General features: G+C 44.4%; 23 protein-coding genes and 1 tRNA gene. 12 read left to right on the top strand and 12 right to left on the bottom strand.

What is annotated here, in order from left to right; translation table 11 throughout:
- The first annotated feature begins 105 nt into the window (after window positions 1-105).
- The 6 genes from caiT (at window position 106) to caiE (ending at window position 7,209) form a co-directional block, all read left to right on the top strand.
- A complete protein-coding gene (gene caiT, locus JK188_RS01695) occupies window positions 106-1,623 on the top strand; it encodes an L-carnitine/gamma-butyrobetaine antiporter (RefSeq protein ID WP_036954118.1) in 1,518 nt (505 codons plus the stop codon).
- 80 nt (window positions 1,624-1,703) lie between these two features.
- A complete protein-coding gene (gene caiA, locus JK188_RS01690) occupies window positions 1,704-2,846 on the top strand; it encodes a crotonobetainyl-CoA dehydrogenase (protein WP_036954121.1) in 1,143 nt (380 codons plus the stop codon).
- 70 nt (window positions 2,847-2,916) lie between these two features.
- Window positions 2,917-4,137: an L-carnitine CoA-transferase gene (caiB, locus tag JK188_RS01685; RefSeq protein WP_108479453.1), complete on the top strand. Its 1,221-nt coding sequence runs from the start codon at window positions 2,917-2,919 to the stop codon at window positions 4,135-4,137.
- 72 nt (window positions 4,138-4,209) lie between these two features.
- Window positions 4,210-5,769: a crotonobetaine/carnitine-CoA ligase gene (gene caiC, locus JK188_RS01680; protein WP_211886526.1), complete on the top strand. Its 1,560-nt coding sequence runs from the start codon at window positions 4,210-4,212 to the stop codon at window positions 5,767-5,769.
- A 27-nt stretch (window positions 5,770-5,796) separates the two neighbouring features.
- Window positions 5,797-6,582, top strand: a complete 786-nt coding sequence (gene caiD / locus JK188_RS01675; protein ID WP_211886524.1) for a crotonobetainyl-CoA hydratase — start codon at window positions 5,797-5,799, stop codon at window positions 6,580-6,582.
- A 33-nt stretch (window positions 6,583-6,615) separates the two neighbouring features.
- Complete coding sequence (caiE, locus tag JK188_RS01670) at window positions 6,616-7,209, top strand: carnitine operon protein CaiE (protein WP_211886522.1); 594 nt, start codon at window positions 6,616-6,618, stop codon at window positions 7,207-7,209.
- Window positions 7,210-7,305: 96 nt separating this feature from the next.
- Here the strand turns inward: caiE and caiF are convergent, their stop codons facing one another.
- Window positions 7,306-7,698, bottom strand: coding sequence for a carnitine metabolism transcriptional regulator CaiF (gene caiF, locus JK188_RS01665; RefSeq protein ID WP_036954132.1), 393 nt, complete (start codon window positions 7,696-7,698; stop codon window positions 7,306-7,308).
- A gap of 556 nt (window positions 7,699-8,254) precedes the next feature.
- Between caiF and JK188_RS01660 the strand changes: the two genes are divergently transcribed.
- The gene (locus JK188_RS01660) at window positions 8,255-9,397 is read left to right on the top strand and encodes a Fic family protein (RefSeq protein ID WP_211886520.1); all 1,143 of its coding nucleotides are present in this window, start codon (window positions 8,255-8,257) and stop codon (window positions 9,395-9,397) included.
- A 174-nt stretch (window positions 9,398-9,571) separates the two neighbouring features.
- Here JK188_RS01660 and JK188_RS01655 read toward each other — a convergent pair.
- The 4 genes from JK188_RS01655 to mutY form a co-directional block, all read right to left on the bottom strand.
- Window positions 9,572-9,647 (bottom strand) — tRNA-Phe (locus tag JK188_RS01655).
- A gap of 190 nt (window positions 9,648-9,837) precedes the next feature.
- The gene (mltC, locus tag JK188_RS01650; RefSeq protein WP_036954136.1) at window positions 9,838-10,911 is read right to left on the bottom strand and encodes a membrane-bound lytic murein transglycosylase MltC; all 1,074 of its coding nucleotides are present in this window, start codon (window positions 10,909-10,911) and stop codon (window positions 9,838-9,840) included.
- A gap of 123 nt (window positions 10,912-11,034) precedes the next feature.
- Entirely contained in the window at window positions 11,035-11,304 is a 270-nt protein-coding gene (locus JK188_RS01645) for an oxidative damage protection protein (RefSeq protein WP_006657365.1), read from the bottom strand.
- Window positions 11,301-12,368 (bottom strand): A/G-specific adenine glycosylase, encoded by a 1,068-nt coding sequence (gene mutY / locus JK188_RS01640; protein ID WP_211886518.1) that lies wholly within the window; start codon window positions 12,366-12,368, stop codon window positions 11,301-11,303. The genes JK188_RS01645 and mutY overlap by 4 nt, the downstream gene beginning before the upstream one ends.
- 237 nt (window positions 12,369-12,605) lie before the next feature.
- Between mutY and trmB the strand changes: the two genes are divergently transcribed.
- The 5 genes from trmB to JK188_RS01615 all read left to right on the top strand — a co-directional run bounded on the left by trmB (window position 12,606) and on the right by JK188_RS01615 (window position 16,599).
- Window positions 12,606-13,322: a tRNA (guanosine(46)-N7)-methyltransferase TrmB gene (gene trmB, locus JK188_RS01635; RefSeq protein ID WP_108479449.1), complete on the top strand. Its 717-nt coding sequence runs from the start codon at window positions 12,606-12,608 to the stop codon at window positions 13,320-13,322.
- 2 nt (window positions 13,323-13,324) lie between these two features.
- A complete protein-coding gene (locus JK188_RS01630) occupies window positions 13,325-13,654 on the top strand; it encodes a YggL family protein (RefSeq protein ID WP_036954142.1) in 330 nt (109 codons plus the stop codon).
- Window positions 13,655-13,690: 36 nt separating this feature from the next.
- Complete coding sequence (gene glsB, locus JK188_RS01625; protein WP_410431244.1) at window positions 13,691-14,659, top strand: glutaminase B; 969 nt, start codon at window positions 13,691-13,693, stop codon at window positions 14,657-14,659.
- Window positions 14,660-14,701: 42 nt separating this feature from the next.
- Window positions 14,702-15,433, top strand: coding sequence for a DUF2884 domain-containing protein (locus tag JK188_RS01620; RefSeq protein WP_108479448.1), 732 nt, complete (start codon window positions 14,702-14,704; stop codon window positions 15,431-15,433).
- 215 nt (window positions 15,434-15,648) lie between these two features.
- A complete protein-coding gene (locus tag JK188_RS01615) occupies window positions 15,649-16,599 on the top strand; it encodes a siderophore ABC transporter substrate-binding protein (protein WP_211886516.1) in 951 nt (316 codons plus the stop codon).
- 95 nt (window positions 16,600-16,694) lie between these two features.
- Here JK188_RS01615 and hemW read toward each other — a convergent pair whose 3' ends face one another.
- From hemW to JK188_RS01580, 7 genes are all read right to left on the bottom strand, one after another.
- Window positions 16,695-17,834 carry a radical SAM family heme chaperone HemW gene (hemW, locus tag JK188_RS01610; protein ID WP_211886514.1) on the bottom strand — a complete coding sequence of 380 codons (1,140 nt, stop codon included), beginning with the start codon at window positions 17,832-17,834 and terminating at the stop codon, window positions 16,695-16,697.
- Window positions 17,827-18,420, bottom strand: a complete 594-nt coding sequence (gene rdgB / locus JK188_RS01605) for an RdgB/HAM1 family non-canonical purine NTP pyrophosphatase (protein ID WP_211886511.1) — start codon at window positions 18,418-18,420, stop codon at window positions 17,827-17,829. Before rdgB ends, hemW begins: the two co-directional genes overlap by 8 nt.
- Window positions 18,421-18,435: 15 nt before the next feature.
- Window positions 18,436-19,020, bottom strand: coding sequence for a YggT family protein (locus tag JK188_RS01600; RefSeq protein WP_187128812.1), 585 nt, complete (start codon window positions 19,018-19,020; stop codon window positions 18,436-18,438).
- A gap of 21 nt (window positions 19,021-19,041) precedes the next feature.
- A complete protein-coding gene (proC, locus tag JK188_RS01595) occupies window positions 19,042-19,863 on the bottom strand; it encodes a pyrroline-5-carboxylate reductase (RefSeq protein ID WP_211886510.1) in 822 nt (273 codons plus the stop codon).
- A 16-nt stretch (window positions 19,864-19,879) separates the two neighbouring features.
- Window positions 19,880-20,572, bottom strand: coding sequence for a YggS family pyridoxal phosphate-dependent enzyme (locus JK188_RS01590; RefSeq protein WP_283092569.1), 693 nt, complete (start codon window positions 20,570-20,572; stop codon window positions 19,880-19,882).
- A gap of 128 nt (window positions 20,573-20,700) precedes the next feature.
- Entirely contained in the window at window positions 20,701-21,120 is a 420-nt protein-coding gene (ruvX, locus tag JK188_RS01585; protein ID WP_036954161.1) for a Holliday junction resolvase RuvX, read from the bottom strand.
- Complete coding sequence (locus JK188_RS01580) at window positions 21,120-21,683, bottom strand: YqgE/AlgH family protein (protein ID WP_211886508.1); 564 nt, start codon at window positions 21,681-21,683, stop codon at window positions 21,120-21,122. Before JK188_RS01580 ends, ruvX begins: the two co-directional genes overlap by 1 nt.
- Window positions 21,684-21,737: the final 54 nt, after the last annotated feature.

The following is a 21,737-nucleotide window of genomic DNA, read 5'->3' as shown; positions in this document are numbered from 1 at the left end:
GTAATTGGGCATATTTAAGAGGCGTTTATTTAGAAGTCATTAAATGAATGTTAAATATTTATTGTTTTAAAACTTATGTATTAAATAATAAATTGGAATAGACCTATGAGCAAAGAAAATAAAAAGGTCGGAATAGAACCGAAAGTTTTTTTCCCACCATTAATTATTGTCGGGTTACTGTGCTGGTTAACAGTACGTGACCTCGATGCATCAAACGAAGTGATTAACCAAGTCTTTAGCTATGTCACCAATGTCTGGGGATGGGCATTTGAATGGTATATGGTCATTATGTTTGGTGGTTGGTTTTGGTTAATTTTTGGACCTTACGCGAAGAAACGTTTAGGGGATGAAAAGCCTGAATTTAGCCGTGCAGGCTGGATTTTTATGATGTTCGCATCTTGTACTTCAGCCGCGGTGCTGTTCTGGGGATCGATTGAAATTTATTACTATATTTCATCGCCGCCGTTTGATTTTGCACCGTATTCTAATGAAGCCAAAAGTATCGGGTTAGCTTACAGCTTGTTCCATTGGGGACCGCTGCCGTGGGCAACTTACAGCTTCCTCTCTGTTGCTTTCGCTTACTTTTTCTTTGTTCGTAAAATGGATGTGATCCGCCCAAGTAGTACGCTGGCTCCGCTAGTGGGTGAGAAGCGTGCCAATGGCTGGTTCGGTACCATTATCGACAACTTCTATTTGGTTGCATTGATCTTAGCGATGGGAACCAGCTTGGGTCTGGCAACACCGCTGGTGACTGAATGTATTCAATATCTGTTCGGTATTCCACATACCTTGCAGCTTGATGCGATCATTATCTTCTGCTGGATCATCCTCAATGCGGTGTGTGTAGCATTTGGTCTGCAAAAAGGGGTGAAAGCCGCCAGTGATGTACGCAGCTATTTAAGTTTCTTAATGCTTGGATGGGTGCTTATTGTCAGTGGTGCGAGCTTTATCGCCAACTATTTTACAGACTCTGTCGGCGTATTATTAATGTATATGCCACGCATGCTGTTCTATACCGATGCAGTTGGCAAAGGTGGATTCCCTCAAGGTTGGACCGTGTTTTACTGGGCTTGGTGGGTTATCTACGCGATTCAAATGTGTATTTTCCTCGCACGTATTTCCAAAGGACGTACTGTTCGTGAACTGTGTTTAGGTATGGTTGCGGGCTTAACCGCAGGTACTACCTTAATTTGGACCATTCTCGGCAGTAACACGCTCCAACTGATTGATAAAAATGTCATTAACATTCCTAAGTTGATTGAAGAGTTCGGTGTTGCACGAGCCATCATTGAAACTTGGGCCGCTTTACCTTTGAGCACTGTAACAATTTGGGGCTTCTTCATCCTCTGCTTTATCGCCACTGTCACACTGATTAACGCCTGTTCATACACTCTCGCTATGTCGACTTGTCGCGCAGTGAAAGATGGAGAGGAGCCACCGTTATTAGTGCGTATTGGTTGGTCTGTTCTTGTCGGCGTGATTGGCATTGTCTTACTGGCATTAGGCGGATTGAAACCCATTCAAACGGCGATTATTGCCGGAGGATGCCCACTTTTTTTCGTGAACATCATGGTAACGCTCTCCTTTATTAAAGATGCAAGAGTGCATTGGAAAAACGATTAATTTACTAAGTAACAATTTTAATCAGAAACAATTTTACTCAGAAACAATATTTCAGAAACAACATTGAAGAGGTTATTGATATGGATTTTAGATTGAATGATGAGCAGGAACTGTTTGTCGCAGGGATCCGTGAACTGATGGCAAGTGAGAACTGGGAAAGCTATTTCGCTGAATGTGACCGCGAAAGCAAATACCCAGAGCGTTTTGTAAAAGCCTTAGCGGATATGGAAATCGATAACCTGCTGATCCCCGAAGAGCACGGTGGCTTAAATGCGGGGTTTATTACGGTTGCTGCGGTATGGATGGAATTAGGTCGCCTTGGTGCTCCTACTTATGTTCTGTACCAATTACCGGGTGGTTTTAATACGGTTCTGCGTGAAGGTACTCAAGAGCAAATCGACAAAATCATGGCGTTCCGTGGTACGGGTAAACAGATGTGGAACTCCGCTATTACTGAACCGGGCGCAGGTTCTGATGTTGGTAGCTTACAAACGACATACACTCGCCGTAATGGAAAAGTGTACTTAAATGGTAGCAAATGCTTTATCACCAGTAGTGCGTACACCCCATACATCGTGGTGATGAGCCGCGATGCGGATTCACCGGATAAACCTGTTTTCACTGAGTGGTTCTTAGATATGAGCAAGCCGGGTATCAAGGTGAACAAACTTGAAAAACTGGGTCTGCGCATGGATAGCTGCTGCGAAATTACGTTCGACAACGTGGAACTTGATGAAAAAGACATGTTTGGTCGTGAAGGCAACGGCTTTAACCGTGTGAAAGAAGAGTTTGACCATGAGCGTTTCTTAGTGGCATTGACCAACTACGGTACGGCAATGTGTGCGTTTGAAGATGCGGCGCGTTATGCCAACCAACGTGTTCAATTTGGTGAAGCCATCGGTCGTTATCAATTAATTCAAGAAAAATTTGCACATATGGCGATCAAGCTCAATTCGATGCGCAACATGTTATATGAAACTGCATGGAAGAGTGACAACGGTTTAATCACCTCTGGTGATGCGGCAATGTGTAAATACTTCTGTGCAAACGCAGCATTTGCAGTTGTGGATTCAGCAATGCAAGTCCTCGGTGGTGTGGGTATTGCAGGTGAACACCGTATCGCACGTTTCTGGCGTGACCTGCGTGTGGATCGTGTATCGGGCGGTTCAGATGAAATGCAAATACTGACATTAGGTCGTAGCGTACTAAAACAGTACCGCTAATCGAGGTTTGTCGTTGATTGATCTCCTGAGATTTTCGGGAGATCACTTTAGTTTCACAGGAGATGAGAAAATGGCAGAGCATTTACCTATGCCCGAGTTTGGCCCGCTATCTGGGGTTAGGGTGGTATTTTCAGGGATTGAAATTGCAGGCCCATTTGCCGGACAAATGTTCGCAGAGTGGGGCGCAGAGGTTATTTGGATCGAAAACGTCGCATGGGCTGACACTATTCGCGTTCAACCTAACTACCCGCAACTATCTCGCCGCAATCTACGGGCGCTATCGCTGAACATCTTTAAAGATGAAGGTCGAGAAGCGTTCCTTAAACTGATGGAAACGACGGATATTTTTATCGAAGCCAGTAAAGGTCCAGCCTTTGCACGCAGAGGGATCACCGATGAATTACTGTGGGAGCACAACCCGAAGTTAGTGATCGCCCACTTATCAGGCTTCGGACAATACGGAGACCCGCAATACACCAACCTTGCGGCGTATAACACCATTGCGCAAGCATTCAGCGGTTATTTAATTCAAAACGGTGATAAAGACCAGCCAATGCCGGCATTCCCATATACCGCAGACTATTTTTCTGGCATGACCGCCACCACCTCCGCTTTAGCGGCTCTGTATAAAGTTCAAAAAACAGGTAAAGGCGAAAGTATTGATATTGCCATGTACGAAGTAATGCTGCGTATGGGGCAATATTTCATGATGGACTACTTTAACGGCGGCGAAATTTGCCCACGAATGACGAAAGGGAAAGACCCGTATTATGCCGGCTGCGGCCTCTATAGCTGTAAAGACGGTTATATCGTAATGGAGATTGTGGGTATCACTCAGATCCAAGAAATCTTCAAAGATATTGGCCTTGCTCACTTATTGGGTACACCGGAAATTCCTGAAGGTACGCAGCTCATTCACCGTGTTGAGTGTCCGTATGGTCCACTTGTTGAAGAAAAATTAGATGAGTGGCTAGGGGCGCGTGACATTGATGTGGTTTTAGCGCGTTTGGCGGAGCTGAATATTGCCAGTGCCAAGGTGCTTACCATTCCAGAATTAGAAACCAATCCACAATATATTGCCCGCGAATCTATCACCAGTTGGCAAACCATGGACGGGCGTACCTGTCGTGGTCCAAATGTGATGCCAAAATTCAAAAACAATCCGGGGCAAATCTGGCGCGGCATGCCATCTCACGGCATGGACACGTCGGATATTCTGCAAAACATTGGTTATAACGAAAATGAGATTAGGGGGCTGGTCGAGAAAGGGCTGGCTAAAATTGTTGAGTAATTCAATGACTATTCAGTTCAATCATTCCTGTTGGGCTGAATAGACATTAGGGAAATGATGGGATAACAATTAATGGATGTAATCGGTAAACAAAATTTGCGTCAAATGTGGGATGATTTTGCGAAAACTCACGTCAATAAAAAGGCGCTTATCTTTGAATCCTGTGATGGCGATGTGCGTGAATTCAGCTATTTAGAAATGAATCAGCAGATTAACCGCACTGCCAACCTCTTTTTAAGCTATGGCATCCAAAAAGGGGATAAAGTTGCGTTACATTTAGATAATTGCCCAGAGTTTTTCTTTTGCTGGTTTGGTCTTGCCAAAATTGGGGCGATCATGGTGCCGATCAATGCGCGATTCAAGTATGAAGAGAGCGCGTGGATCATCCAAAACTGCCAACCCCGGCTGGTTGTCACTCGTCCCCATTTTGTCGATATTTACCAAACCCTTGTCGATGACAAAGCAACAGCGCTCGAACATATCTTCTTAATTTCAGACACCCAATTACCAACGCAGCAAGGTATAACTGACTTTACCGTTGAACTAGCTCAACAATCGATTGTGCTGGCGGAGCAGGTTGAACTCAGTGTGGATGATACTGCCGAAATTCTATTTACCTCAGGGACGACCTCTAAACCAAAAGGGGTCATTATCACCCACTATAATCTGCGCTTTGCTGGTTATTACTCCTCTTGGCAATGTGCATTACGTTCTGATGATGTCTATTTGACGGTGATGCCCGCTTTTCATATCGATTGCCAATGCACAGCGGCTATGGCGGCATTTTCCGCTGGGGCAACCTTTGTTCTCCTTGAGAAATACAGTGCTCGGCGTTTTTGGCAACAGATTGTGAAGCATCGCGCGACAGTGGCGGAGCTGATCCCAATGATGATCCGCACCTTAATGAGTCAACCAGTTGCCGACAATGAGCAAGCGCACTGTTTACGGGAAGTGATGTTCTATCTCAATTTAAGTGACAAAGAAAAACAACAGTTTATGGATCGTTTTGCGGTGACGCGGTTTCTTACATCGTATGGCATGACTGAAACTATTGTTGGGCTGATTGGTGATAGACCTGGGGATGAACGGCGCTGGCCGTCCATTGGACGCCCTGGATTTGGTTATCAAGCTCAAATTCGAGATAAACATAATCAACCGTTAAAAACCGGCGAAATTGGCGAGCTATGTGTAAAAGGCGAGCGGGGTAAAACCTTATTTAAAGCCTATTACAACAATCCAGAAGCTACAGAGAAAACTTTTGATAGTGAAGGGTGGATGCACACAGGCGATTTTGCTTATCAAGATGAAGATGGATTTTTCTACTTTGTTGATCGTAGTAGCAATATGGTCAAACGCGGCGGGGAAAATGTCTCTTGTAGTGAAATTGAGAACATCATTGCGTCCCATCCGGCAGTTGCGGATGTCGCGGTTATCGGTGTGATGGATGCCATTCGTGATGAGGCTATCAAAGCGTTTATCGTGCTGGAAGAGGGGGCTACGCTAACTCAAGAAGAGTTTTTCGCCTTCTGTGAAACGAAAATGGCGAAGTTCAAAGTGCCCTCATTGGTGGAAGTCCGTCAAGGTTTACCTCGTAATTGCTCTGGTAAGGTGCTGAAAAAACATCTGAAATAATCGAATAACAACCTAAAGGTTTAAACTATGAGCGAATCATTAAAAGTTACCCGTCATGGTGCCGTGCTAGAAATTGTACTCGATAGACCTAAAGCCAACGCCATTGATGCAAAAACCAGTTTTAAAATGGGAGAAGTTTTCCTTAATTTCCGTGATGACCCAACGCTGAGAGTAGCCATTATTACGGGGGCTGGAGAACGTTTTTTCTCTGCGGGATGGGATTTAAAATCTGCGGCGGAAGGGGAAGCCCCTGATGCTGATTTTGGTCCGGGTGGTTTCGCGGGGTTAACCGAGATTTTCAACTTAAATAAACCCGTGATCGCGGCAGTAAACGGTTATGCGTTTGGTGGTGGTTTTGAGCTAGCGCTAGCGGCAGATATGATTATCTGCTCTGAAAATGCCAGTTTCGCGCTACCTGAAGCGCAATTAGGTATTGTGCCTGATAGCGGCGGCGTTCTGCGCTTACCAAAAATTCTGCCTGCGCCTATCGTCAATGAAATGGTGATGACAGGGCGCCGAATGGATGCTCAAGAAGCGCTGCGCTGGGGTATTGCGAATGAAGTGGTGCCTATCGAGAATTTAATGGATAAAGCGCGAGAGCTGGCTGAAAAAATCACACAAAGCGCACCGCTAGCCGTTGCTGCACTGAAAGAAATTTTCCGTACAACCGGAGAATTAACGGTGGAAGAGGGCTATAAATTGATGCGCAGTGGTGTGTTAGAAAACTACCCGGCTGTATTGCACTCCGAAGATGCAACGGAAGGTCCTTTAGCATTCTCAGAGAAGCGTGAGCCAAACTGGACAGGGCGCTAATCCTACCAGTGATTGGATGACTGTGAGGTGATTATGAGTTTTTATAGCTTTGAAGGGGTGACACCCGTGGTGCATCCAACGGCCTACGTTCATCCTTCCGCCGTGGTGATTGGTGATGTCATTATTGGTGCCGATGTGTTTGTGGGGCCAAATGCCTCATTACGGGGGGATTATGGGCGCCTAACCATCGAAAAAGGGGCGAATATTCAAGACGGTTGCATCATGCATGGTTACAGTGATGTTGAGACTATTGTGCGGGAATCTGGACATATTGGTCATGGCTCAATTTTACATGGTTGTATTATTGGGCGTGATGCACTGGTCGGCATGAATAGCGTAGTGATGGATGGCGCTGTCATCGGTGACGAGAGCATTATTGGTGCGATGAGTTTCGTTAAGGCGGGTTTTCAAGGTGAGCCAAGACAAATGTTGATCGGCGCACCTGCGCGTTTTTTTCGCCATGTGAGCGATGAAGAGCTTCATTGGAAACAGCTAAATACCAAAGAGTATCAAGATTTAGCGGGACGTTATCTTCAAAGTTTAGAGGAAGCCATACCGTTAACTGAGATAGAGCAGAATCGCCCTCGGTTGCAGGGAACCACGGATGTCAAACCGAAAGGTCAATGATACCAATGTGCAAAAATCGTCAATAATACTTTGTCAGTAACCTCAACGCAGGCTTTAAGCCTGCGTTTTTTCGTTATGGCGTCGATGAAAATAATACTAACGACGCTGGGCTTTAGATAGCATCCACTGCCATTTCTGCTCACGATTAAGTTCTGTTGGTGGGACGAGATTGGTTTTCACTGGTGACTCAATCGTCATTTTCTCGGAAGTGTAATTTTTTAGTCGCGAATAAAGCTGGCTATCAATTTTAGTCACTTTAATCAGCCGTTGGCATTGGCAGCCTCGTCCCGATAATTTATTCGGGATCATTTTGACTTCACACTGTATTTCAGCCACATCTGAAAGAATATAAGAGACAATATTCACCGCATTGGTATGCGGAATTTCAAAGTTATTCGAGATTTCTCTGGCGGTGATCCAGCGACCCTGTTTCATTACCCAGTTTGCAATGGATAAATACATCGGGCTTTTCACTGATTCTTTACACATAAGCGCTCCTTCAGCTCATTGCTTAAAAGTGATTAAGGCAATAAGAAACTATACGCCAATCTTGTTGTTATGATGTCTTGTATATTTATTAGACTATAAATAGCCATGATTAATGATTAAAAGTTGGTTAAAAACGTTGAGAGAAGATTAACTCTGGGTTGTTTTTTTGTTGTTTACCAATAAGTTACAAAACAACTTTTATCATATAGTTATTTATACGCTATAAAATCAACGCAAATGTGGAGCTAAATCAAATAAGATCTGAATTTATGAAATTTAGATTAAGTTAAGGTGATTGCTGAGTAGATTGGGGTTGAATCAGTTTGGAAAGGCTAAAAAGCAAAAACCCGCCACTAGGGCGGGTTCTTTAAATAGTGGTGCCCGGACTCGGAATCATACTCACGATTTGAACATCGTTCAAACATACATTTGATATTTTGGAATAAAGGTTTTTGAGATAATAAAAATAGGTGGGTTTTCTAATCTATAGAATCTATTGGTTTTTTTGCTATACTTTTGAGATGCCGTCATACTCCATCTGAGATAATTAAATATCATGGCTCAATTTAATCACTTTGAACTCTCGCTTCTGAATCCCAGCTTTGATTCCCCTTTGGTCGACGCGCTGACGGAACTGGAGATCCTCCGACATCTGCAGTTGGAAACCGATGTTCACCCCATCCTTTTTGCACAGTTAAAGGCCATATTCCACATGCTGGAGAGTCTTGGCTCTGCCAGAATTGAGGGAAATCACACTACGCTTGCCGATTATGTTGAAAGTAAGGTGGAAGGAACGCAGAGTTCGACGGATCAGCTCAAAGAAATCAACAACATTGAAGCTGCGATGGAGTTCATCGACGAATATCTGAGTAACGGCGATGATATAACGGAATATTTTATCCGCGAGTTACATAGTCTAGCGGTCGCTGAGCTGCAACAGGAAGGCGATAGAACGCCCGGAGCATATCGGCAACATAACGTCAGCATTGCCCAGTCTGATCATTTACCTCCAGATCATATCCACGTTCCGGATTATATGGCAGAGCTGACCGCTTTTATTAACCGTAAAGATAAGCCAAAGTACGATCTGATGAAGATTGCTCTGGTTCATCATCGCTTCGGTTGGATACACCCCTTTGGCAACGGTAATGGCAGAACCGTTAGATTGCTGACCTACGCGTTGCTTATCAAGTATGGTTTTAATGTTCAGACAGGTGGTCGGGTACTTAATCCGACAGCGGTATTTTGTAATGATCGTGAACGGTATTACGCCATGCTTTCGTTAGCCGATAAGGGAACAGAGCAAGGACTGGAAGAATGGTGCTTGTATGTGCTTTCGGGGATCTCCTCTGAGCTGAAGAAAGTTGACCAACTGACAAACCACGCTTTTCTGAGTAAAAAAATTTTGTATCCTGCTATCGATTTTTCGTTAGAGAGGGGGCTGATAAACTTACTGGAATCGAAGGTTCTGAAACGCTCAGTTGAATTGGGGACAATAAAAGCTGGCGATCTACGTGCCGTTTTACCTGATCTGAAACCGACGCAGGTGACTTATCAGCTTGGTAAGTTGATTGAGCGGGGGTTGCTCAGGCCAGTAGAAGAGGGGGCTCGTATCTATACGGCGAAGTTTTCTAACTCGTATTTGATTCGTGGGGTGATTAAGGTTCTGCGTGAAGAAGGGTTTATTCCTAACCTATAATCTTAAAGAGCAAATTAAATCGAGCTGTTGTTACTCTTCTTTGCAACTTGATGCGGGGTAACGCCGGTTGAACTTGGTTGACAAATTGAAGTTCTGTAACACCTTACCGTGCTTTATAGCGCAAGCTTTAGGCATAAAAAAAGCCCCGCTTTTCAGCGAGGCCTTATAAATGAGTGGTGCCCGGACTCGGAATCGAACCAAGGACACGGGGATTTTCAATCCCCTGCTCTACCGACTGAGCTATCCGGGCAACGGAGCGTATTAAACCTGATTTAAGAGAGTGAGTCAAGGCGGTTTCTAAAAACTTTTGATTGAATGCGTTTTTTTTCAGCGTTTCAATTAATTTTTAAGCAAATCAATGCAAAAACTCACAAAAAGTGAAAAAAATGCCAACAACCGTGATGGTTTACTGGCATTTTTATCGCTATTTTAAGGATTTATTAGCGTAGATATTTTTTCTGCGCTTTATTCACTTTAATAAGATAATTACGAGACTCCGCCGCAGGGTGTTTGGTGGAAAGCGTTTCGTAAACTTCCCCCGGCTCGAGGTTGTTAATACGCTGAGCCGCTTGTTTTTTATCATTGTGGAATACGCGTAGCACGCTGCCTGCGCCACCGTTATAAGCCGTAATGACCGCATAGCGACGTGAAGTTGGGTTGCTGATATCCCCCAAATAACTATTTTGTAAGATAGCTAAATATGCCGTGCCCGTATCAATGTTTTGCTCAGGGTCAAATAGATAACTGCGGCTTGGTACTCCAGATTTACCTTGAGAGCGGAACACATCTTTACCGGCCGTGTTTGGCATAATTTGCATCAAGCCTAGCGCATCAGAACGGCTAACCGCGTATGGGTTGAAGCTCGATTCAATTTGCATGATCGCCAGAATCAATGATTCATCCACGCCGTATTTTGCGGAGGATTTCTTAATATAAGGCAGATATTTATGGGCGCGTTTATCTAAGTGGTTTGGTACCAATTGCATGGTCACCGACCAAACAATATTCATACCAGACTGTCTGCGCTGCATTTTATTACTAATCAGATAATCTGCAAATTTAGTGGCTCGCCACTCCCAGCGGATCGGTTCCCCTGTATTATCCATCACCTGACCAAACAGGAATGGTTCTTTACTGTAGGGAATGTCGTTAATATCAGAATAGAGGTCGATGGAATTTGGGTCATCGCCCATCAATAAAGTGGTGACAATGGCTTTTTTCAGGTGTTCTGACGGTTCAACGGCAGAGATGGTCTCAACCGTGATAGTCCCTGCATCAAAGTTAATGTGGCTACGAGTACGATACTCATCGGTATATTTCACATAATCTTTTGGCCCTGCAATGAGGACTTCTTTTATTCCCCAAATATTTTCGATGTTATGAGCAAATTGCCCCATCAAAATATCAAAGCCATTAGTATCTTTGACGTAGTCGGGATTAAAGTCGGATTTCTGATTACTGGAGCAAGAAACAATCAGGGGAATCAACAATGTGAGTGCAAATAATTTTTTCATACGATCCACAATATTAATGCAAGCTAGCTACTTATTTGGTCGTTTACTCTAAAACATTCAAGTTGCAGGAGGTTAGTAAACCGAGCCATGCAACTTGAGGTTCGATAGGTATAGACCTAAAAACTATTTTTCCGGGGTATAGCCATCAATTTGAATATCGTGACCTTCAAATAAGAATTTCACCATTTCTTGTTCCAGCATTTTGCGATCGTCTGGGTTCATGGTGTTTAATTTCTTTTCATTGATCAGCATGGTCTGTTTTGTCATCCATTGACTCCATGCTTCTTTCGAAATCTCATTAAAAATACGCTTTCCTAATTCACCTGGGTAAAGCTGGAAATCTTGCCCATCAGCGTCACGTTGTAAGAAAGTGCAAAAAATGGTTCTACTCATTTATTTTTTCCTCGAATATCAGGTAGTAAGGCAAGTTGTTTTAGTAAACTTTCAACCGGAGCTGCAAGCCCAACGGTTGCGCCTAGGTGTAAGTTATACCAGAGTCCGTTGCCTTCATCCATGGCAGAGTTAAATGCCTGAATATTAACTTTTACAGGGATAATATCTAAATGGAAATGGCTAAACGTGTGGCGAAAAGCAATTAATTGTTCTGGCGTGTCATGTTGCAGACCAGAATCAGCCAGCCACTGAGCCAGTTGCTCATGGCTTTCAAACTGTGGGAAGGCGAATAAACCGCCCCAAATACCCGAAGGTGGGCGCTGTTCTAACCAGACATTATCTTGGTGCTGAAGGATCAAAAACCATGCGCTTTTTTCCGGAATTTTCTGCTTAGGTTTTTTCCCCGGATATTCTTGCCAAGAGTGGTTAGCATAAGCAATACAGCCGGTATTGAGTGGGCATAACTCACATTTGGGTTTACTGCGAGTACACACCATCGCCCCAAGATCCATCATGGCTTGGTTAAAATATTCCACTTCCACTTTGGGGGTGACGTTGGTGCTGATTTCCCACAGGCGATTTTCTACTTCTTTTTTACCCGGCCAACCCGCGACAGCATAGCAGCGAGCAAGCACGCGTTTTACATTACCGTCCAAAATTGGGTAATGCTGCTGTTGAGAAAGGGAAAGAATGGCGCCTGCGGTTGAACGACCCACCCCTGGAAGCGCATTCACTTCCTCAAACGTGGTAGGAAATTGACCATTATATTGGGTGGCAATCACCTGCGCGGCTTTATGCAGATTACGCGCTCGCGCGTAATAGCCGAGCCCTGTCCATAAATGCAGAACTTCATCAAGGGGCGCATTCGCCAGCGCGGTCACATCCGCAAAGCGTTGGGTGAATTTTTCAAAATAGGGAATGACTGTGCTGACTTGGGTCTGCTGCAACATGACTTCAGAGAGCCAAACATGGTAGGAGGATTTTTCCTGCTGCCATGGCAAGGTTTTACGACCGTATTTGTGATACCACTTGAGCACTGCACTTGAGAATTGTTGAGCTTCCATTATTTATAATATTTTTATCGCGATTTCAGTCATGGAGAGGATTGCAACATAGACGGTGATAGCTGTAAACCGCTTCTTGTGTAAAGTTATCCAATTATCAACTGCAAGATCCTTGAAGTTTTGCTAAACTCCCTTTCCCACCATACTTAGATATTAATTAATTAGGTATGTTTGGGTTTTTTTATACTCTTGTTGGCACATTATCTAACTGGACAACGAATTTTTTAGAACTTTATTATGATCAATAACGTTATCTCCCCCGAATATAATGAAGAAGGGCGGGTTATGCGCCGTGTCCGTAGTTTTGTCCGCCGTCAAGGGCGTCTGACAAAACGTCAGGAAGAGGCATTAGAAAGCGAATGGGCAGAAATGGGCATCGATTTTGTCAACGAACCCTTTGATTTCGCAAAACTATTTAATAATTCAAATCCAGTCACTCTGGAAATTGGATTTGGAATGGGCACCTCATTAGTGACGATGGCAGCACAAAACCCAGATCAAAACTTTCTGGGTATTGAAGTGCATGCACCGGGCGTTGGGGCTTGTTTGGCATCAGCAAAAGAAGAGAACATCACCAACCTACGCGTGATGTGCCACGATGCCATTGAAGTTTTAGACTTCATGATCCCGAACGGCAGCTTAGCAATGGTTCAGTTATTTTTCCCTGATCCTTGGCATAAAGCGAAACACAATAAACGTCGTATTGTGCAGGTGCCTTTCGCAGAAAAAATTCGCAGTAAATTAATTGATGGTGGCGTATTCCACATGGCGACAGACTGGCAACCTTATGCAGAACATATGCTTGAGGTAATGACCAGCGTGGCTGGGTATGAAAACGTATCCACGTCAGGGGACTACGTTCCTCGTCCAGAATCAAGACCAGAAACAAAGTTTGAAAAGCGCGGCCAGCGGTTAGGGCACGGTGTATGGGATTTAATGTTTAAGAGGGTTTAATCATGGCTAAACAACAACGTAGTCGCCGTTTACGTAAAAAAATGCGTTTGGACGAGTTCCAAGAATTAGGTTTCATTGTTAAGTGGAACTTTAAAGAAGGCACGCCAATAGAAGAAGTGGACAGCGTCGTTGACCAACTGATTGCTGAAGCTATCGAGCCAAACGGTCTGGCATTTGAAGCTAGCGGCTACATGAACTGGGAAGGGATTGTTTGCCTACAGAAAATTGGTAAATGCACTGAAGAACACCGTCAAATCGTTGAAAACTGGCTAAAATCAAAAGGGATGAACGACGTTGTTGTTTCTGAACTGTTTGATGTTTGGTGGGAATAATAACTAGTTTGATTATTAATAAAGGCATCCAATTGGATGCCTTTATTTTCTAGAGTAATCCATTCTGGAGCAAAACACTTGAGCACCCAGTTTTCTGACCAATTACTGCATGATATTTTGGAGCAAGTCCGCCCCCTGATAGGTCAAGGGAAGGTGGCTGACTACATACCGGCGCTTGGCGGTATTCCTTCACATCATTTGGGGATTGCGGTTCATACCGCAGAGGGCGATATTTTCACAGCGGGAGATGCGAGAAAACGTTTCTCAGTTCAATCCATTTCTAAGGTTCTGAGTTTAACCTTGGCAATGACGCGCTACGAAGAGCAAGAAATTTGGAGTCGTGTAGGTAAAGAGCCATCAGGGTTGCCGTTCAACTCATTGATTCAGATAGAGATGGAAAAAGGTATTCCTCGTAATCCCTTTATCAATGCTGGCGCGATTGTAATTGCTGATATGCTGCAATCTCGTTTGAGTGCACCAAAACAGCGGATGCTGGAGTTTGTCCGAAAACTCGCTTGCGAACCCGACATTAGCTACGACATAAATGTCGCTCGCTCAGAAATGGAACACGCGAGCCGTAATGCAGCTATCGCGTATTTAATGAAATCTTTTGGCAATTTTGATAATGATGTTTTAACGGTTTTAGAAACTTATTTTCATTATTGTTCTCTAAGTATGAATTGTGTCGAACTGGCTAGGTGTTTTACCTATTTAATGAATCAAGGTGAGTCGCCTTGTTCGATAGACCCAATTATCACGCCGCTACAATCTCGACAAATCAATGCGTTGATGATGACTTGTGGTATGTACGATGGTTCCGGTGAGTTTGCATTTCGTATTGGAATGCCCGGTAAATCAGGCGTCGGTGGCGGTATTGTGTGTGTGGTTCCTAACCAATTTACGGTGGCAGTATGGTCACCGGAATTAGATTCAGCCGGAAACTCTTTGGTGGGTTGTGCTGCCTTAGAGCTTTTATCTAAGCGAATTGGACGTTCTGTTTTCTAATTACCTCTCAATAAATATAGAGGTAATCGACGAGGAGATTTTATGTTACGCCGTACTTTAATTGCGTTTTCATTACTGGCCTGCGCCACTAGCCAAGCGGCGGATTACAACTGCTCGGTAACCCCTAAAGACGATATTTTTATGACGCCTGATAATGTCCAAGTCGTCGGTCGCAGTGGGGATTTAAAAATCACCCCAAATGGTGATGTCACGCTGAATGGCCAAAAAGTTGCACTGACCTCTGAGCAACAGCAGCAAGCACTGCGTTATCAATCGGCTATCCGTCAGGATTTACCGTGGATCAAAAAAGAATCTGAAGAGAAATTAGCGGCATCGCGTAAATCTCTCGATAAAGTGGTGGTTAAAGTGATTGGCAGCGATAGTAATATTCGCAACCGCCTGACTAAGCTTGAAAAAGATTTAAACGGTCAAATTAACCAAATCATTGAAACTCGTTCAAACGGCTACGCTTTCCACCATGAAGGCATCAAGAAAGTAGAAACTTCAGGGCGTGAATTAGTCAATGAAAGCTTAGGTGGGATTTTACAAGACAGTATCAATGAAATGGGGCGCAAACAGTTACTTGCTGGTGGTGATACCAACAAAATGCTGCAAGGCATGTTAGGTAGCCTTGGTGGGTTACAGCAAGAAATTGATAGTGAATGGAAAAACCAAGAAAATAGCTTCCAGCAGTTTGGTCAGCAAGTCTGTTCTAAAGTCACTTCATTAGAGCAACAACGCATTAGCTTACTGAATTCAATTAACGGTAAATAATTCAGATAGTTTGATGTGTCCTCAACGCTATCATCGGTAATGAAAGGCAGTAATAGGGAAACTGATTACTGCCTTTTACATTAAAAGTCTCATCAAACCATGACGACATTAACATAAATAAAAACAATACTAAGAATCATTATCATTTAATTGACTTATGAGTAACTCTCCTTAGAATGCTGGTTTGGCTTAACGACTAAATGGGTGTTATTCATATGAAAAAGTTTATTCCAGCGGTACTGGTTTCCATCCTGTCATTCTCCGCGCCTTACGCACTGAGTGCTGAGTCTGCTGCATTTACGCCAAACGCAATCACTGCACAAGGTGCTGAAAAAGTCACGGTTAAACACCTTTCCGGTGAAACGGAAGTGGTGAAAAAACCACAAAAAGTGGTTCTGTTTGATTTCGGTATTTATGACTCAATGCAAAAACTGGGGTTAGGGGACAAGGTTGTTGCTCTGCCGATGGGTAATGCACCTGCTTATGTAAAAGCGGGTATCCCTGCGACAGTCAAAAATGCAGGCGGCATGAAAGAACCAAACTTAGCTGAGATCGCTGCATTGAAGCCCGATTTAATCGTGATCACGGGTCGCCAAGGTAAATCTTACGATGCGCTATCAAAAATTGCCCCGACACTGAATTTAGGCTCTGACAGCAAAAATTATATTGAGTCAGTGAAAGCCAACATTCGTTTAATTGGCGATTTATACGGTGACCAAAAAGCGGTGGACGAGCAACTGGCTCAATTGGATAAAACCATTACTGAAGCCCAGAAAAAAGCGGCTGCATCCAATAAAAAAGTGCTGGTTTTACTGCACAATGACGGCAAATTAATCCCAAATAACCAAGCGGTTGTTTACGATGTGGTAAAAGCACAGCGCGCTGAATTACCAGTTCAGGCGGATGCGGATAAATCTAAACGTCGCGTAGTGGATACCAAAACTATCGCACAAGCGAATCCTGATGTGATTTTGATTGTGGATCGCAGTGAAGCGATTGGCGCAGGTAAATTGGAAAAAACGGTATTTGAAGACCAAAACATTCAAGAAACCAAAGCGTATAAAGATGGCAAAATTACCTATTTGCAATCTGACCTGTGGTATCTCTCCGGTGGCGGTTTAGTCAGCCTCACCGAACAAATCGATGCAGTCACCAAGGCACTGTGATCGATAGATTATTATTTTCGTTTATTACCCTTGTTTATTACCTTTAGTAAAAGAAAAAGCCAGCGCAAGCTGGCTTTTTTATGGAGAAATAGAAATTATTCTTCCCCTAAAAACAGCTCCAAAAGGGAGTTTAAGAATAATTTTCCATGTTCGGTAATTTGCCATTCATCAGCGGTTTCTGAGATATAACCTTTGGCTAAGGCTTCATCGATAGCAGGGCGAACCACAGACTCTGCCAGACCGGTATATTCAGTAAATTCACGGCGAGGCATCGCTTCAAGTAACCGGAAACGGTTCATAAAATACTCGAATGGGCGGTCTTCGTTCTCGACATTATATTGATTATCAAGATAACGACCTTCCATATAACCCCGCGGGTGCTTGGTTTTGACGGTCCGTAAAATCTGCCCATCGGTTGAGGTGATTTTACCGTGCGCGCCACAGCCGATACCCAGATAATCCCCAAACCGCCAATAGTTAAGGTTATGTTCGCACTGATAACCCGCTTTGGCATAGGCGGAGGTTTCATATTGCTGATAGCCTGCCGCCGTGAGTAATTTATGCCCTTCGGTGTAGATATCCCATAGAGTATCGTCATCCGGTAAATGCGGCGGGCGAGAACCAAACTGCGTGTTCGGCTCAATGGTTAGCTGGTACCAAGAAAGATGCGGCGGAGCGAGTTCGATAGCTTGGCGTAAATCCGATAGCCCTTCGTCGCGAGTTTGTGACGGTAAGCCGTGCATTAAATCCAAATTAAAACTGCGTAGATTTAAGTTGGTGGCGAGCTGAGCGGCGCGTTTAGCTTCATTAGGGCCATGAATGCGCCCCAACATGATCAGCTTGTCGTCTCCGAAGCTCTGTACACCGATGGAGATACGGTTGATCCCCGCGGCTTGGTAGCCTGCAAAGCGGTCAGCTTCTACAGTGCCGGGGTTAGCTTCCATGGTGACTTCCGCATCAGGGTCTAAATTTACTCGCTGACGAACGCCATCCATCAACATTTGCATGGATTCAGCAGTTAATAAGCTTGGTGTACCGCCACCAATAAAGATGGTTTTGACAGGACGGGCGCCAATCAGCGCCACGTCCTTATCAAGATCGCTAAGTAAATGCTCAACATACTCAGTTTGAGGGATTTCCCCCTTAAGAGTATGTGAGTTGAAATCACAATACGGACACTTTTGTACACACCAAGGAATGTGGATATACAGGCTTAATGGAGGAAGCTTAAGCATTTTTCAGAGCATCCAACATCATCGCAAGGGCTTTACCGCGGTGTGATACCGCTTGTTTTTCCGCTTTAGTTAGTTCTGCTGAGGTACAGCCTAATTCTGGTACGTAAAAAATCGGGTCATAGCCAAAGCCACCTTGACCTTTTGCTTCACGGGTTAAAACTCCGTGCCAGCGACCATGAAACACTAACGGCGTTGGGTCTTCGGCATGGCGCAGATACACTAACACGCAGTTAAATTGCGCTTGGCGTTGGTCATCCGGCACATCTTTCATGGCATCGAGAAGCTTATCGAGGTTTTGCTGGTCGGTCGCATCTTCCCCCGCATAACGCGCAGAGTAAATCCCCGGCGCGCCGCCTAATGCATCAACAGAAATACCGGAATCATCAGCGATGGCGGGTAAGCCTGTTTGTGCCGCAGCGTGGCGAGCTTTTAAAATTGCGTTCTCGATAAAGGTTAATCCGGTCTCTTCCGCAGACTCAACCCCAAGGGTCGTTTGAGCGACAATATCCATGCCGAACTCGCGAAGTAAATCCGCTAATTCATTAACTTTGCCCGGGTTACCAGTGGCTAATACAACTTTTTGCATCGTTTCTCTCTTCCCTTACATAATGCCGACAGAGAACAGCATAGCGGTTAACGCAGGGTCAATCATTAAAGAGACATCAACGCGTAAGTAGTTCAGGGCGATCAAAATAAACATCACAATCATCGCGGAGAAATCTAACCCACCCATGGCTGGGATAATACGACGAATCGGTGCCATTAACGGTTCAGTTAATTGGAACAGTAAATAATCGACAGGGTTACGGCCTTGACTGACCCAGCTTAAAATGGCGCGAATTAAGATCATCCAGAAAATCAATTTACCGATATAAGTCAGTAAGAGAATTAATCCCATTGGCAGTATGGTTAGACCGATGGCCGGCAGCATATTGGTTGCCCACATGCCAAAGATAATGTCAGCAATTGCTAGTACAAACGCCACCAGCAGGGTTGCAGTATCAATGGAGCCAACGGATGGAATTAGGCGGCGTAAAGGCCCCACGATAGGTTGAGTGGCTTTAACCACAAACTGCGAGAATGGGTTATAGAAATCGGCGCGAACGCACTGCATCCATACTCTGAGCAGAAGTACAAAGATGTACAGTTGAATTAGGGTGGTAACAACAAAAACGATAGTCTGCATGGCTTATCCCAAAAAAATAAATTAAAAAAGTTTTTCCATTTCTTCCGCACGGTCAATCGCGCTTTGCATAGCGTTGGCGACGGTTTGCGGTAGATGACCTTGGTAAAATTGCTCTAAAGCCATTGCGGTGGTACCGCCTTTAGAGGTGACTTGCTCACGCAAGGTTGAAAATGGGGTATCTCCCTGTGATTTCGCTAACGCCACGGAGCCTTCAATGGCATTAAGAACCAGCTCGCGGGCTTGCTTTTCATCATAGCCAAGCTGCTCGGCTTTTTGCTGCATGGATTCCATAAACAAGAAAAAGTAAGCGGGGGAGCTACCGGTTAACGCAATGATATTGTTGATTTCGCTCTCTTTGGCGCACCAGGTTGTTGAACCGACACTTTCCATCAATTGCTGAGTAAATTGCTTATCATCTTCAGAAACATTCGATTGAGCAAACAAGCCACTAACACCTTTACCCACCAGTGACGGGGTATTTGGCATAATGCGCACTAAACGCAGCGAGTGGGCGAAATAATCATTATAACGCGCCGCAGGAATACCGGCAGCGATGGTTAAAATTAGCTTATTTTCTAAGTTTGTGAGTTTCTGTAATGGCTCGCAAACCTCTTTCATCATTTGCGGTTTGACTGCAAGCACAATCACGTCCGCTTGTTGGGCGGAGGTGAGATTATCATTGGTGCTAATGATGCCGTAGTCTTGCGCCATTTTGTCTCGACGCACAGGGGTTGGTGAACAGACGGTGATCATCGATGCAGGATAGCCATGAGCCACAAGACCCGCAATAATGGCATTCGCCATATTTCCCGCGCCAATAAAGGCAATTTTGCGATGTTGCATGTTGTTCTCCTAAAGATTAATTATGGTACTGACGGGCGCCAAAAATTGCAGTGCCGATGCGGACAAGTGTCGACCCGCAGTGGATTGCGGCGCGCATATCGTCGGTCATTCCCATGGATAAGGTATCCACAGTCGGATAGTTAGCTTTCAACTGCTCGAATGCCTGTTCCATTTGGCGAAACGCTGCGCATTGGCGCTCATAATCGGTTTCTGGGGCTGGAATGGTCATTAACCCACGCAACACTAAATTGGGTAATTGGGCGACTTGAGCCGCAAGCTCATTCACTTCCTCAAGGGTTATTCCAGACTTGCTGTTTTCATCGCTAATATTAATTTGGATCAGCACATTCAGCGGCGCTTTATCTTGAGGGCGCTGCTCATTTAAACGTTGAGCGATTTTGGCGCGATCTAAAGTATGGAACCAATCAAAATGTTCTGCCACTAAGCGGCTTTTATTGGACTGTAGTGGACCAATAAAGTGCCAAACTAGGTCGGTTCTATCTGCGAAATATTGAATTTTCTCAACGCCTTCTTGCACATAGTTTTCACCAAATTGGCGCTGACCTGCGTCAATGGCTTCCATAATGGCTTCACAAGGCTTGGTTTTACTCACAGCTAACAGGGTAATATCTTGAGGGGAGCGGTGACACTCGGTTGCTGCAAGATGAATACGCTCAGTGACATCAGATAGGTTTTTTTGAATGGTCATGTTATTCAATACCGTTTTTCAGTTGCTTTCGGTGAATAGTGAGAATTAACCCTAGTGTAAAACATATTAAGGGCGAACGGCACCTTTGCAGCAACTGAATGGGGAAAATAAACGTAAAGATATGCCTTTTAGTAATTTTGTTCGAACCAACTTTCTAAAATCACCACCGCAGAGGCAGAATCCACTTTGCCTTTGCTCAGTGCGCGATAGCCACCTTGTTCAAACAGCCCTGATTTAGCTTCCACCGTAGACAATCTTTCATCATGCAGCTGAACCTGTACACCAAAGCGCCCGTGAATGCGATTGGCAAAATTACGTGCTTGGCTGGTGACGAGCTGCTCAGTGCCATCCATATTCAATGGAAGCCCGACGATCACCAGCTGTGGCTGCCACTCTTTGAGCAATTTTTCAATTTGTGACCAGTCGGGTCTGCCATCGCTGGCTTTTAATGAGGCTAACGCGCGAGCGGTACCGGTGATCTCTTGACCGACAGCGACACCAATACTTTTCGTTCCAAAATCAAACGCTAATAAAGTTCTTGCTGACATTAAGCATGCCCCGCTTGCATGGAGATATTATGAATGTCGATACCTAAAAGGTTACCTGCGGCTTTCCATCGTTCGTTTAACGGCGTATCAAAAATCAGTTTAGGATCCGCTTTAACAGTCAACCAGCTATTTTCCATGATTTCATTTTCTAACTGCCCTGGCTCCCAGCTTGAATAACCGAGGGTCACTAAGGAATTCATGGGATGCTGATCGCTGCCTAACGTCTCTAGAATATCTTTAGAGGTCGTTACCATAACATGGTCATTGAGGCGCAAACTTGCAGCATAGCCCGCAACAGGGGTATGGATAATAAACCCGTGCTCTTCAGAAACAGGTCCGCCCGCAATTACCATTTTTTCAAGGTTTCGCGTGTTGGTGTTGTCAGTCACGTCAATTTCGAGCTTTTTCAGCATGGTTGCGACAGAAAAATCTTCAATAGGCTTGTTGATCACAAGTCCCATTGCGCCATTTTCATTATGTTCGCAGATATACACCACGGAATGGTCGAAATAGGGATCCGTCAGTGAAGGCATGGCAATTAAAAAATGATTCTGTAAATTCATAAATGGCAAGCTCAGGGGTTATGTTCCTATTCGTTATGTCGTTATGATAAAGAT

The organism is Providencia sp. JGM181 (assembly GCF_018257375.1).
GTDB lineage: Bacteria > Pseudomonadota > Gammaproteobacteria > Enterobacterales > Enterobacteriaceae > Providencia > Providencia lanzhouensis.
The sequence above is the reverse complement of the archived record's forward strand: the minus strand, read 5'-3'. Positions and strand labels throughout refer to the sequence as shown.

Excerpts from the sequence above, each read along its gene's own strand:
- caiT (WP_036954118.1), top strand. The coding sequence starts at position 106 with ATGAGCAAAGAAAATAAAAAGGTCGGAATAGAACCGAAAGTTTTTTTC.
- caiA (WP_036954121.1), top strand. The coding sequence starts at position 1,704 with ATGGATTTTAGATTGAATGATGAGCAGGAACTGTTTGTCGCAGGGATC.
- caiB (WP_108479453.1), top strand. The coding sequence starts at position 2,917 with ATGGCAGAGCATTTACCTATGCCCGAGTTTGGCCCGCTATCTGGGGTT.
- caiC (WP_211886526.1), top strand. The coding sequence starts at position 4,210 with ATGGATGTAATCGGTAAACAAAATTTGCGTCAAATGTGGGATGATTTT.
- caiD (WP_211886524.1), top strand. The coding sequence starts at position 5,797 with ATGAGCGAATCATTAAAAGTTACCCGTCATGGTGCCGTGCTAGAAATT.
- caiE (WP_211886522.1), top strand. The coding sequence starts at position 6,616 with ATGAGTTTTTATAGCTTTGAAGGGGTGACACCCGTGGTGCATCCAACG.
- caiF (WP_036954132.1), bottom strand. The coding sequence starts at position 7,698 with ATGTGTAAAGAATCAGTGAAAAGCCCGATGTATTTATCCATTGCAAAC.
- JK188_RS01660 (WP_211886520.1), top strand. The coding sequence starts at position 8,255 with ATGGCTCAATTTAATCACTTTGAACTCTCGCTTCTGAATCCCAGCTTT.
- mltC (WP_036954136.1), bottom strand. The coding sequence starts at position 10,911 with ATGAAAAAATTATTTGCACTCACATTGTTGATTCCCCTGATTGTTTCT.
- JK188_RS01645 (WP_006657365.1), bottom strand. The coding sequence starts at position 11,304 with ATGAGTAGAACCATTTTTTGCACTTTCTTACAACGTGACGCTGATGGG.
- mutY (WP_211886518.1), bottom strand. The coding sequence starts at position 12,368 with ATGGAAGCTCAACAATTCTCAAGTGCAGTGCTCAAGTGGTATCACAAA.
- trmB (WP_108479449.1), top strand. The coding sequence starts at position 12,606 with ATGATCAATAACGTTATCTCCCCCGAATATAATGAAGAAGGGCGGGTT.
- JK188_RS01630 (WP_036954142.1), top strand. The coding sequence starts at position 13,325 with ATGGCTAAACAACAACGTAGTCGCCGTTTACGTAAAAAAATGCGTTTG.
- glsB (WP_410431244.1), top strand. The coding sequence starts at position 13,691 with ATGCCTTTATTTTCTAGAGTAATCCATTCTGGAGCAAAACACTTGAGC.
- JK188_RS01620 (WP_108479448.1), top strand. The coding sequence starts at position 14,702 with ATGTTACGCCGTACTTTAATTGCGTTTTCATTACTGGCCTGCGCCACT.
- JK188_RS01615 (WP_211886516.1), top strand. The coding sequence starts at position 15,649 with ATGAAAAAGTTTATTCCAGCGGTACTGGTTTCCATCCTGTCATTCTCC.
- hemW (WP_211886514.1), bottom strand. The coding sequence starts at position 17,834 with ATGCTTAAGCTTCCTCCATTAAGCCTGTATATCCACATTCCTTGGTGT.
- rdgB (WP_211886511.1), bottom strand. The coding sequence starts at position 18,420 with ATGCAAAAAGTTGTATTAGCCACTGGTAACCCGGGCAAAGTTAATGAA.
- JK188_RS01600 (WP_187128812.1), bottom strand. The coding sequence starts at position 19,020 with ATGCAGACTATCGTTTTTGTTGTTACCACCCTAATTCAACTGTACATC.
- proC (WP_211886510.1), bottom strand. The coding sequence starts at position 19,863 with ATGCAACATCGCAAAATTGCCTTTATTGGCGCGGGAAATATGGCGAAT.
- JK188_RS01590 (WP_283092569.1), bottom strand. The coding sequence starts at position 20,572 with ATGACCATTCAAAAAAACCTATCTGATGTCACTGAGCGTATTCATCTT.
- ruvX (WP_036954161.1), bottom strand. The coding sequence starts at position 21,120 with ATGTCAGCAAGAACTTTATTAGCGTTTGATTTTGGAACGAAAAGTATT.
- JK188_RS01580 (WP_211886508.1), bottom strand. The coding sequence starts at position 21,683 with ATGAATTTACAGAATCATTTTTTAATTGCCATGCCTTCACTGACGGAT.